General features: G+C 50.7%; 11 protein-coding genes and 3 pseudogenes. 6 read left to right on the forward strand and 8 right to left on the reverse strand.

Annotated elements, in window-relative coordinates:
* The first annotated feature begins 194 nt into the window (after nt 1-194).
* The 4 genes from HUO07_RS19440 (at nt 195) to HUO07_RS19455 (ending at nt 3,255) form a co-directional block, all read left to right on the forward strand.
* On the forward strand, nt 195-1,472 hold the full coding sequence (locus tag HUO07_RS19440; protein ID WP_082072710.1) for a hypothetical protein: 1,278 nt from the start codon (nt 195-197) through the stop codon (nt 1,470-1,472).
* Nucleotides 1,473-1,679: 207 nt separating this feature from the next.
* Complete coding sequence (locus tag HUO07_RS19445; RefSeq protein WP_045812310.1) at nt 1,680-2,225, forward strand: c-type cytochrome; 546 nt, start codon at nt 1,680-1,682, stop codon at nt 2,223-2,225.
* 11 nt (nt 2,226-2,236) lie between these two features.
* A complete protein-coding gene (locus tag HUO07_RS19450) occupies nt 2,237-2,692 on the forward strand; it encodes a DUF305 domain-containing protein (protein ID WP_035556000.1) in 456 nt (151 codons plus the stop codon).
* Nucleotides 2,692-3,255, forward strand: a complete 564-nt coding sequence (locus tag HUO07_RS19455) for a hypothetical protein (RefSeq protein WP_035555998.1) — start codon at nt 2,692-2,694, stop codon at nt 3,253-3,255. The genes HUO07_RS19450 and HUO07_RS19455 overlap by 1 nt, the downstream gene beginning before the upstream one ends.
* A 483-nt stretch (nt 3,256-3,738) precedes the next feature.
* Here HUO07_RS19455 and HUO07_RS19460 read toward each other — a convergent pair whose 3' ends face one another.
* From HUO07_RS19460 to HUO07_RS19475, 7 genes and pseudogenes are all read right to left on the reverse strand, one after another.
* Complete coding sequence (locus HUO07_RS19460) at nt 3,739-4,197, reverse strand: hypothetical protein (RefSeq protein WP_035555996.1); 459 nt, start codon at nt 4,195-4,197, stop codon at nt 3,739-3,741.
* A gap of 27 nt (nt 4,198-4,224) precedes the next feature.
* Entirely contained in the window at nt 4,225-4,845 is a 621-nt protein-coding gene (locus HUO07_RS22365) for a hypothetical protein (protein WP_338035175.1), read from the reverse strand.
* A pseudogene (locus HUO07_RS22370) lies at nt 4,845-4,952 on the reverse strand (hypothetical protein); the annotation flags it as partial. The pseudogene HUO07_RS22370 and the gene HUO07_RS22365, both read right to left, overlap by 1 nt.
* A complete protein-coding gene (locus tag HUO07_RS22375) occupies nt 4,933-5,556 on the reverse strand; it encodes an amino acid permease (protein WP_338035172.1) in 624 nt (207 codons plus the stop codon). The pseudogene HUO07_RS22370 and the gene HUO07_RS22375, both read right to left, overlap by 20 nt.
* 165 nt (nt 5,557-5,721) lie before the next feature.
* The gene (locus HUO07_RS21890) at nt 5,722-6,102 is read right to left on the reverse strand and encodes a MauE/DoxX family redox-associated membrane protein (RefSeq protein ID WP_235272585.1); all 381 of its coding nucleotides are present in this window, start codon (nt 6,100-6,102) and stop codon (nt 5,722-5,724) included.
* Entirely contained in the window at nt 6,099-6,308 is a 210-nt protein-coding gene (locus tag HUO07_RS21895) for a hypothetical protein (RefSeq protein ID WP_235272586.1), read from the reverse strand. Before HUO07_RS21895 ends, HUO07_RS21890 begins: the two co-directional genes overlap by 4 nt.
* Nucleotides 6,309-6,547: 239 nt before the next feature.
* Entirely contained in the window at nt 6,548-6,964 is a 417-nt protein-coding gene (locus HUO07_RS19475) for a hypothetical protein (RefSeq protein WP_035555993.1), read from the reverse strand.
* 258 nt (nt 6,965-7,222) lie between these two features.
* Between HUO07_RS19475 and HUO07_RS19480 the strand changes: the two are divergent.
* Both HUO07_RS19480 and HUO07_RS19485 read left to right on the forward strand, forming a co-directional pair.
* A pseudogene (locus HUO07_RS19480) lies at nt 7,223-8,193 on the forward strand (IS30 family transposase).
* 296 nt (nt 8,194-8,489) lie between these two features.
* Nucleotides 8,490-9,597, forward strand: a pseudogene (locus HUO07_RS19485) (IS3 family transposase).
* 256 nt (nt 9,598-9,853) lie between these two features.
* Here HUO07_RS19485 and HUO07_RS19490 read toward each other — a convergent pair.
* Nucleotides 9,854-11,026 carry a DcaP family trimeric outer membrane transporter gene (locus tag HUO07_RS19490; protein WP_052703841.1) on the reverse strand — a complete coding sequence of 391 codons (1,173 nt, stop codon included), beginning with the start codon at nt 11,024-11,026 and terminating at the stop codon, nt 9,854-9,856.
* Nucleotides 11,027-11,802 lie beyond the last annotated feature (776 nt).

Here is an 11,802-nt window from a genome sequence, read left to right on the forward strand (position 1 = left end):
TGACCAGGCTAAAGAGGGGGGAGATCTTTCGTCTTTTTAGCAAGTTGTAGCCGAACATTAATAGCTCAGGTATTTTTAAGAAGCATAGGCCTCCTGTTCTACCAACTTGCCTTTACTACAAGATGCAATGGAGATTTCAGCCGAAATATTCATGGGTTGGAGATCGGCGATATATAGACACGGAGGGTATTCTCTTGCAAGACACCAATTATTCCCCAGCACAAACGAAGGCGAAAAAGCTGAACCAGCACTGCGTCTGCGTCACTCTCGATCGGCCAGAAGTGGTTCGTAGTCTAGCTAATCAGTTGGGAAGTAATGCGAACGACATGCTTTCCAGTTCAGTCTGGCATCACTTCTTTTCAGATGTTGCGGTTTTTGTTCCCAGCCAAGATCTGGATCGAATGCTGGCCATTGTCGGAGCTCTGGAAGCTGCGGCCAAGCTCCCCGACTTTCATCACCGTGTGTTTTCCAGAGCTCCTCAGAGCGCCCGAGCCAATCCTGGCCCCGTAGGCGCCTTCATGGGCTATGATTTTCACCTCGGTGGGGAGGGTCCGCTTCTCATCGAAGTCAACACCAATGCGGGGGGCGCGTTCCTCAATGCTGAGCTTGCACGTGCCCAACTGCAATGCTGCAGCGGGGCTACTCGGGTGGCCTGGGCCGAAAACTTTGATACTGCGGTCATCGCCCAGTTCGAGAGTGAATGGCGCGCCCAGCGGGGCAGTGGACGACCGAAAAGCATAGCGATCGTCGATGACCAGCCTATCGAGCAGTACCTCTATCCTGAGTTCCGACTGGCACAGCAGCTGTTTCGGGATAATGGTATCGATGCCCACATAGTCTCTCCCTCTGATCTCAGATATGAGTTGGGTGCGTTATACAGCGGCGGCGAGCGAATCGACATGGTTTACAACCGCTTAGTGGACTTCGCTCTGGAGGTGCCAGAGCATGCCGCACTGCGCTCGGCTTGGCTGGACGGAGGCGCTGTCATAACCCCAAACCCATTCGCACACGCACTCTTTGCAGACAAGCGCAATTTAGCCGAATGGTCTGATCCTTCCATTCTTCAGGATTGGGGGTTGAGCCCAGAGAACGCCGAGCTGCTTCGCTGCGGCGTTCCGCGCACCGTTAGGGTTGCCGCCAGTAACGCAGATGAGCTTTGGCAACAGCGACGGCTGTGGTTTTTTAAACCAGTGGCAGGTTATGGCAGCAAGGGCGCTTATCGAGGCAGCAAACTTACCAAACGCACATTTTCCCAGATACTCGAAAGTGACTATATCGCTCAGGCGTACGTGCCTCCCTCGGAGCGACTGGTTCTGGTCGATGGCGAGCGGGAAATGCTCAAGGTAGACGTACGGCTATATACCTATCGTGGCAATCTGATTCTGGCTGCGGCACGCCTGTACCAAGGCCAAACCACGAATTTTCGTACACCGGGGGGCGGATTCGCACCCATACTCATTGAGCCGATCTGACATAAGGCGTGGCGTTCCAACCATAGTCTTACGGAGCGGCCTGGCACTGATCGGCAGCCTGGGTAGACGCTCGCTCAGACAAGTTCAGCAAAACAGACCATCTTATTGTTTAAATTTGGCATGCCAGTAAAACCTTACTACTCTGAACAAATCACGTGATGAGAGGTGAATCAACGCTTCCTTTCTAGGAACAAGCGAGGTGCCGCAATGCAGCCGAAAACTAAGCATTTAGCGCTGGGAGCAGCCTTCGGGCTTGCAATACTCGTTCTGATTTTACTCCTTGTCGTCGTTTGGGTGGCTTATTCCGGCACCTACAACATCGCGGCGACTCAAGGCCATCAGCCCCTTGTACGCTGGACGCTGATGACAACGATGAAAAATTCTGTAGCAGACAGGGCAGAAGCCATCACGACTCCTTCAATGAATGATGAGATGGTGACTGCCGGAGCGACCGACTACAAGTCGATGTGTCAACATTGCCACGGCGGCCCGGGAGTTCGACAGAGTGAGTGGGCTAGAGGCATGCTGCCAGAGCCGCCACATCTGACCGATACCATCTCCGAATGGGAGCCCCGCGAAGTATTCTGGTTGGCTAAACATGGGATACGAATGAGTGGTATGCCTGCGTTCGGACCTACTCACAGTGATGATGAAATCTGGAACATCACTGCGTTTGTCATGCGCCTACCCGGCATGACGGAAGATGAGTACGCAAGCTTTGAAACGGGCAGTTCAACAGATCATGGACACTAAAGGGAAACGCTATGAACATGTCTTATTGGCGTTTCGGCGCGATGATCGCTACCTCTACGGTCATTATGTACGGGGTGATGTATCTCAATACGTACGCCTATGAGCATGTCTTCTGGAGCGAAACCAGAGCATGGATGGCACTTGTGATGGGCGCTGTGATGGCGGTGATAATGCTGAGCTTTATGCTCAATATGTATCAGAAGAAACTGATCAATATCGCCATTTTTGTGGGCAGCGCTCTGCTTTTCACCGCCGCATTATGGCTCGTCCGCAGCCAGGCTACCGTGGGCGATGACGAGTATATGAAGGCAATGATTCCTCACCATTCGATCGCGATCTTAACCAGCGAGCGAGCACAAATTTCCGATCCGCGTGTGCGTAAGCTCGCCGATGAAATTATTGAGGCACAGCGTCGCGAAATTGCGGAAATGAAATATCTCATACGCGATTTGGAGAGGGCCGACTGATGTTTATTCCTTCACAGAACCGCCCTCGTCAGATCCTTATCCTTTCGACAGTAACGCTGGGCACCGCTTTTCTCGCCGGTTGTGGCGATCCTGCCCCTGGCGAAGGAGTGGAAAATCCGATGATGCAAGGGCCGTCTCCCGAAGTGGTTGGAGCGCAGGAGGCCGTCAACTCGCCTGATATACCGGCGATCGATCCCCAAACGATGCAAGAAGCCGAAATCGAAAAGGTGCTGGGAGACGCTGCGTATTGCGCCTATCGGTATACCGCAGAAAGCCCGCCGATTCTCGCTATCGACAACACGGATCAAGGCCAGGGTGCCCGCGCAGTTACCAAGATTCATGGTCGTCTAGTGGAGTTATCAGCAGACCACAATCCTGATTATGAAAACTTGAAGCAAGGCCTCATGCTCACCGCAGAAGGGTTGACGATGAGGGTGTTTTCGGATGAAGAAGAACCAGAATCAGCGGAGCCAGGAGAGCTCATTACAGCAGAGCTACACTTTTCTCTTCAACAGGGTTTGAACGCCGGGTATCTAGGCTGGTATAGGTGCGAAACAGAATAGGCAATGCCTCTTCAGTGCTTCTTGATAGTGCGCCCGTTCGGGACTTGGCCAGCGAGTAAAAGCTGTTCGGCGTGTTTTTAGCGCAAAAAGACCAGCGACGATCAGGTAAAGACCTGGAGAAGCAGATGCTGCAAAAAATATGAACAGTTCTCGGCCTAGCATTACTCCCTGCGGCAGGAAACCTAGCCGGCGGCCTAATATCTGTCATGCATGCTCAGTAAGGAGGTTGCATGGATTTCGATTTTGATAAGCTAGTCTATCCAGAAACGGTTGTTATTGATGGTGTGGAGCACAAAGCTCAGAGGGATACCTTCAAAGAAAAATGAGTATCCCTTATTCAGAGGAACCCGACGTGGGAATGAAAGCAGTGATAGTTCAAAAGGCAAGCAAAAGAGAAATACACCTCAAGGTAACTGATGTTCAGTTTCTCGAAAGTCTGCAATGCTGCAAACAGGGTATTTCTCATTTGTTTCGAAATAGTCTTCAGACATCTTTCATTCGTCCTGTTTGGCGAACAAGGCGCATGGCTTCGTGTTCTTCTAAATCCAAAAGTGCATCCACCAACTCTTTGGTCTCAGGGATTTCCGCTTTGCCAGCCAAGCTGCGATAAAGACTGATTGCTTGCTCATGGAAGTCGAAAATCTCGTGACAAATATCGTCAAAACTCAACTCGGCGTAAGGAGCATCGCAGGTCCGATGCGTACGGATAGGTTTATGCTCTAGATAGTCATATACATATGTTTTTAATGCCTTTGTGTCGGCTTGTTGCTCAAAGCGTGCAACAACACGCTGCATTTCTGCTTCGTGAGCAGCTAAATAATTGAGCAGCATTTGAGCACGCTCTTCTTCATGCTCGGTGGCGCAGTGGGCTAGGCAACTAGCGAGATGTTCATGTAGCTGACGCGTCCAATCAATCAAATCACCAAACGTTCTGACTTCCATGGGATAGCTCCTATAGCGCTATTAATGTTAATGAGCGTGGTGAGAATGCTCGCTATCGTCTGATGTGCCGCGTTTGGCGAGGAACATCCACTCACCTAGCAAAATGATCGCCATTACTACGCCTGCAATCATAAGAACAAAAGGGTCTGAGGTGGCTTTTACCCAAATAAAGCCCAGCAACACAATGGCGTCCAGCAGTATGGCAATGACCAGTATGATAGGGTTGGCGCTCACGCTCTCTTTAAGATGCCGCAGCACACCCCAGTGAATAGCGATATCCATGATCAAATAAAGAATAATGCCGAGTGCTGCGATACGGCTCAGGTCAAAGAAGGCCGTGAGCACCAAACCGAATACAATGGTGTATACCAACGTGTGCTTTTGCAGGCTGCCGGGCATGTGAAAATGACGGTGCGGTACCAGTTTCATTTCCGTCAGCATCGCAAGCATGCGCGAAACGGCAAAGACGCTGGCGATAATCCCACCGGCGGTAGCCAGCATGGCGAGTATCACAGTAAAGGCAACCGCCGCTTCACCAAGCGCGGGCCGAGCCGCAGCGGCCAGCGAATAATCTTGTGTTTCAATAATTTCTGATAAGGAAAGGTTGCTGGAGCGGCAAAGCCGACAAGCGCATAGATCACCATGCATAAGGCAATTGAGATCATAATCGCTCTACCGACATTCCGTTTGGGGTTCTTAAGCTCCGAACCGATGTTAGTAATAGTCGTGAAGTCTTTAAAGGCTAAAATGCCCAGTGCCGTTGCGCCTAAAAAAACCTGCGATTGTAGGCGAAGGTGCTTCGCTGCTTGCCCCCATTTCGAGAGAATCGGCAACAAACACACCGACAACACCAAACACAACAATACCGCCTATTTTGACGAACCCGAGTACCGAGGCAACCGTCTCAATTAGCTTGTTGGCGGATAAATTGACCAAGAAGGCCGCTAGTAGTAAACCAACACCTAATAGAGGGGCATAAAAGGAGCGATCCCCTAATTCCAAGGTGTACGAGCCAAAGGTTCTCGCCAGAAAGCTCTGCGCGATCACCATAAAAAAATACATCAAAAGCGCATGAAAAGCGGTGGGGAGTGTTGGGCCGTATGCTTTCTGAAGGTACATGCCGATGCCGCCCGCCGATGGGTAGGCATTGGACATCTTTACGTAAGAATAAGCGCTGAAAGAAACGATCACCGCAGCGGCCAAAAAAGCGAGAGGAAAAAGATAACCGGTCATTTCGGCCATCTGGCCGGTTAACGCAAAGATACCAGCCCCAATCATCACGCCTGTGCCTAATGCAACGGCACCGACCAGCGAAAGACTGCCTTCTTTATACTGTGGCGTTCTGTCCTGTTTCGCCATAAAAAAAGCTACCTCTTCAATATCGACAGCGACTACCCTCGCTGTTTCGGATAGAAATGAATGAAGTTACCTTACCTACAGCATGGGTGACGATTCTGAACGCAACCTGAACAACGCAGAATGAAGACATGATCCCGATCAAGTGTTTGGCGAAAATAGGCTTACTCATCCGAGCAGCATTCGAAGCGGCATCCACAGTCCCACGGTACCGACGAAAAGCGCCAGTGGCGCGGCCAGCCAGATAAGGGTACCCGCTAACATCAGTAGCCCCGCCAGCGTTTCAGCGTAAGGGTAAACATAGCTATAGGGGACATGGCGCTGGGCAAGCAGATCGTAGTTGAGAAACATGGTGCTGAAGCTTTCTACGTCTTGAAGCTTTTGCAGACCCAAGAGCACCATCGCAGTGGCAACGGCGTACTCTGGCATACGAGTGGTGAACAGGGAGCCTTGGGCAGCCCAGCTAAAGGCAAAGCCGATCAATAGCGCGGTGGCGAAAATCGCCAGCACCGGACGATAGGTAATGGACTTAGCGTAAGGAACGCTCATCCCCAGGTGCTCGCGGAGTTCTTCATAGCCGCCGATACGTTCATCGCCAAGATATACTTGAGGCGTTGTGTCGCATTTTCCTGTTCTTTAAACGCGTCAATTTCTTCCCGTGAGGCCAACAAGTTATCGTCAACTGTGAAGCCTTTACGCTTGAGTAGATCAACCGTTTTCAAACCGAACGGGCACATATGCTCGACGGTTTTCATCCGGTAAACCTGTGCAGAGGCAGTGGATGTTGACGTTGGTATTGTTTTTCCTTCGCTAAGAATATGGTATTTGCTAAAAATATAGAACCTTTGTGCTACACAAAGGCAAGTATAGCCTGCTCATTTATTTTAAAATTCTAGCTACGGTTACGAATAGGTTTCTTCAATGATAAAAATATATGTTAAATAAAAGGGCCAGCATAAAGGCTGGCCCTGTATCTTAAATTAGTGACTATATATTAATAGTCAACATGTAACTCATAACGGTTATCATCATTTGCGTTACTGCCACCCCCTGATCTTCCTGTAACTTCGAGTTGATAATTCCCAGGTTGCAACTGATGGACAAGGTTGAAGTGGCCTTGTGGACTGGACGCTTCTGCTACTCGTTGTCCAGACTCATTGTAAAGAACTGCTGAAATGCGGTTACCATAGCTCCTTATGCCGGGAAAATGCTCACTCGTCACTTGTAGGGTAGTCGCTTGTTCAATATTGATATTGAAACGTTTGGATTGCCCCTGAGCAAGAATCTGTGTAGAAGATACGCCTCTTTCAAGCGTCGGAACGCCTTGAGAGGTGTTGCCTTGGCTAGCCAAGACAGGTGTAGATAGTATAGTCGCTACCGTTGCGCCAAAAATAATTGCTTTAATTTTCATGATAATTACTCCAGTGGTTGATGACTTGTTTATATTAGCTGTGGTTTTTGAAATGAAGCTGAATTTAAAAATAAAAACAATAAAAAAACGCCACCAATTGGTGACGTTAAAAGTTACCCATTACCAGAGTTGTTAGAACATCCTGGGTTCATAGAATAAACGCAGCACTTTGGACAGCACGGTAGAGGTAGGAGGACCAGCGCCGGTACCCTTCTCGGCTCACCGACCAAAGTGAAGAAGAGCATGGGATACCGATAGCTGACCCAGATCCAACGATAACAGATCTACGCCCGCCATGACCTGAGCCAGCGGCAGATCGCCGGAGAGCTTGGCATCCATAACAGCACCGTCAGCCTTGAGCTGCGCCGTAACGCCACCTCTTGTGGCTACGATCCCGAGCAGGCTCAGGTGCTCAGTGATCAGCGGCGTCGTACCGCCTGGAAGTGGACGAAGCACCTGCCGAGCATGATCACTGCCGTTGTCGGCAGGCTGTATGAGGAGTGGAGCCCAAAGCAGATCAGCGGCTTCATCGCGCCCCTGGCAGGCGTCGGTGTCAGCCATCAGTGGATCTATTACTTAATCTGGGATGACAAGGCGCAGGGCGGCGATCTCTGGCAGCATCTGCGTCAGCCCAAACGTCGCAGCAAGCATCGCACTCAGGCCAAGAGCTCAGGGCTTGGCAAGATCCCTAACCGGATAGGCATCGAGCACCGCCTCGCTGAGGTCGAAAACCGGCGCTTTATCGGCCATTGGGAGGGCGACACCGTACTCCAGGGGCACAAGCATTCAGGCCTGGTCACGCTGGTCGAGCGTCGCAGCGAGTACCTGCTGGCGGCAAGGCTGCCCAGGGGCTCGGCGGAGCTGATGAAAGCGGCCATGATCCGCCTGCTGAAGCCTCGTCGGGGCGCTGGCCAGACCATCACGCTGGATAATGGCTCGGAGTTCGCCGTCCATGAAGCCGTGTCCAAGGCCGTGACGGCAGCAACGTATTTCTGTGATCCTTACTGCTCCGGGCAGCGTCGGACCAACGAGAACACGAATGGCCTGATACGGCAGTACTTTCCCAATGGAACCTACTTCCGACAGGTCACGATGGCGAGCTGCGCAAGGTGGTCAGCAAACTGAATGACCGCCCCCGAAAACGGCTCGGCTATCGGACACCGGCGCAGGTGTTCCTGGGGGAATACTCAGGCGCTCTGGATACCGCAGGTGCTGAGCTTATTGATTGAAGTCAGGATTGAGATCCACAAGCTGTGTTTTCATCCTCAAAGAAGTGCCTGTTGATGTCGGAAAGTGATCGCTTTCGATTCTTACGATAGAGCTGCTGTCGAGGTTTAATTCGTACTCATGAGGAAAGGCGCTGGTTAAGATGTCGCCGCAGTTATCTCCTCCTTTAGCAGTTTATCTTGACCCTCGGAGTGGCCGAGTTCTGCAAAAGCAGGAGTAGTAATTGTAACCATCCCCTAAAATCAGTACATGCGTGATTAGAGTTCTCCAGCCTACAATGAGACAAACGGAGAACGGCATGAAGAAGTCACGGTACAGCGAGGCACAGATCGTCAAAATCCTGAAAGAGGTCGAGGGCGGTCGCCTAGTCAAGGAAGTCTGCCGGGAGTACGGCATCTCCGATGCGACCTACTACAATTGGAAATCCAAGTACGGTGGCATGGAAGCCTCTGATGTGAAGCGCCTTAAGGAACTTGAAGAAGAAAGCCGCCGGCTGAAGCAGATGTATGCTGAGCTGAGCCTGGATCACAAGCTGCTGAAGGATGTCATCAAAAAAAGCTGTAAATTCAGCCGTTCGACGAGAGCTGGTTGATTACCTCAAGCAAGCACATGGTGTCAGCACCCGTAGAGCTTACCGAATCGCTGGCATCAGTGGCTCTGTGTACCGTTATCGTCCGGACACATCTCGGGATGACCCAGTGGTTGGAGCGCTTCAAAGCGCGACTGAGCGCTATTCCGCCTACGGCTTCAGCAAACTGTTCAAGTTGCTGCGACGATGGGGTCATGGATGGAATCACAAGCGGGTCCATTGACTGTATTGCGCACTCAACCTGAATAAACGGCGACGGGGCAAGAAATGACTTCCGACACGGAACCCGGAGCCATTGAGCGTGCCAGCCACCGTTAATCAGTGCTGGCCCATGGATTTCATGAGAGACAGCCTGTTCTGTGGCCGCCGGTTTCGGAAGTTCAACGTGGTGGAGGACTTTAACCGGGAGATATTGGCTATCGAGATTGACCTAACCTGCCAGCACCGAGGGTTATAAGGGTCCTGGAACGCATTATCGTCTGGCGAGGCTACCCGGCCAAACTACGCATGGATAACGGCCGGAATTCATCTCGATCGCCCTGGCTGATTGGGCTGAACAACACGATATCAAGCTGGAGTTCATCAAACCTGGCACCCCGACTCAGAACTCGTATGTTGAGCGTTCAATCGGACTTACCGGAATGAGATCCTGAACATGTATGTCTTCCGGAACCTTACCTAAGTCCGACAACTGACCGAATCGTGGATGACGGAATACAACGATGAACGTCCCCACGATTCACTGGAAGACCTGGCGCCATGGGAATACCTGGCGAAACACCAATGCTCGGAGAACCCTAGTCAGCGGTGCAACTGAAACTGGGATGTTTACATAACCATCACGATAGCTGCAGCATCGAATACAAGCTTGAGCTTTATGAAAACCTTCCTTTCTGTTTTGTTACAATGCCATTGTGAGGCTTTTACCTGAATCCTCCCTTAATAGGGCGTATAAAAAAATGACCCAGTTCATGTTTTTATACGCTGTGCCTGGTGTAAATAAAAAAGCTTGGGCATACGCCCAAGCTAAAAGATCGAAACAGCTTCTCTGCTATACTACTAACTCATCTATCCTAGAAACTATATTGGGCGGCAACCATCACACGGCTCGCATCTTCTTCACGGTCATCGGTCAACTCCGTTTCGAAATAGCCGTACTCAATTCCATACATCAAACGCTCGTTGGGAGTCCACATCAGATTAAGAAATGTATTCTTGTTCTTTCTACCTGCATTTCCACCCACGGTAGTGTCGCCTAAATCGACATCGGTATAGCCATGAGACGCGTTCAATGAATACTGCGGCGATATTTGATAAGAAAGCCCAACGGCTCCGCCGTCGCCAGATAGCGTTTGCAGTTTGCCGTTGGTATCAACGTAGGCATCGGCACCGTTAAAGTAATCGCCAGACAGATAGAGGTAACTATTCGCCCCCTCGCTGGCGTTCACGATTGCTCTCAAGGTCACCGGCCCAGCATGATAGGCGCCTGCGGCGAAGGCCCCATAGCCCATTTCCGTATCCTTCTCGCTGCCGGTATCGTACTTCAGCTGTCGGGCGATGCCGGCGATGGAGTAGGAAAACTCACCCATGCTATTTTCATAGCGCAGGCTCAGTGCGGGTATCGATGATACGGCATCGTCATTATCCGGTAGCAAATCCTCGTCTGGCACGGAGCCATCAATGTTCTCCGCCAGCTGTGCCTTTGGATCCTCCGCAGCTATCGAGAACCCTCCCATGCTGTAGCGCAACTGGGCCAGGCGCGTCCCATAGCCATTGCTTCCCGCCGTGCCGAAGAAATCCAGTGTGGGTGTGGCGGCGACGAAGGTGTTGTAATTCGACCAGGTCTGTCCGGCAAGGATGCCATTCCAGGACCCATAAGCATGCCGTAGTCTGAAGCGCGTATTATCATCGTTGTAGGACCAGAAGTCCCCTTCGATAACGGTGTCTAGCGTGCTCCCCTCGACAGGCGTACTGGTCTGAAAGCCGATGCGGCTTTGTGTCGCGGTGACTTGAAACTGATCCCCTACATCTCTCTCATCTTCCGATCCTGCGGCTTCAGCAAAGTAACCTTCGTTAGCCGATCCGGCATCCCGATCGAAGTTGTAAGCCATGTTCAGCCTGACGTAGCCATAAAGCCCCACGGTGGTCTCTCCCACTTCGGTTTCCAGGGCCGAAACATACGTCGAGCCAATTGCCAAGGCCATAACCGTCATGCTGACCAAGGGAATCTTCTTGTTATTCCACATGATGACACCTCTTTGTGAATTGTCTTTTTTTTAGGCCGATTGCGGCAATATCAAATTAGCGAAGATTCCTGAATTAAAGCTGAATTTGCCTGCCGGGGTATCAATTTTTCATAAAAAAGGCCAGCTCATGGCTGACCTTCTGTAACCTCAGCATATTTGCCAATAAAGGTTAGTAGACAACGTGCAGCTTATAACGGTTATCATCATTTGCGTTACTGCCACCCCCTGATCTTCCTGTAACTTCGAGTTGATAATTCCCAGGTTGCAACTGATGGACAAGGTTGAAGTGGCCTTGTGGACTGGACGCTTCTGCTACTCGTTGTCCAGACTCATTGTAAAGAACTGCTGAAATGCGGTTACCATAGCTCCTTATGCCGGGAAAATGCTCACTCGTCACTTGTAGGGTAGTCGCTTGTTCAATGTTAATATTGAAACGTTTGGATTGCCCCTGAGCAAGAATCTGTGTAGAAGAGACGCCTCTTTCAAGTAGGGGCAGATCCTGGGTTGTATTGCCGAAGTTAGCCAATACAGGTGTTGAAAGAATGCTGGCTACAAGCGCTCCAAAGATAATTGGTTAACTTTCATGATAATTACTCCAGTGGTTGATGATTTGTTTATATTAGCTGTGGTTTTTGAAATGAAGCTGAATTTAAAAGGGTATACGGATTTAATGGTTGATGGGGCACCTTCACCCCATCAATCTGATACCACCCTCAGATGGTTGATAGATCGACTCCGTAGTTGAGTTCCTCTGCGAAGTCCGGCAGTCCGTAACC

The sequence above is a fragment of the Vreelandella maris genome (assembly GCF_013371085.1).
In the GTDB taxonomy this organism is placed as follows: domain Bacteria; phylum Pseudomonadota; class Gammaproteobacteria; order Pseudomonadales; family Halomonadaceae; genus Vreelandella; species Vreelandella maris.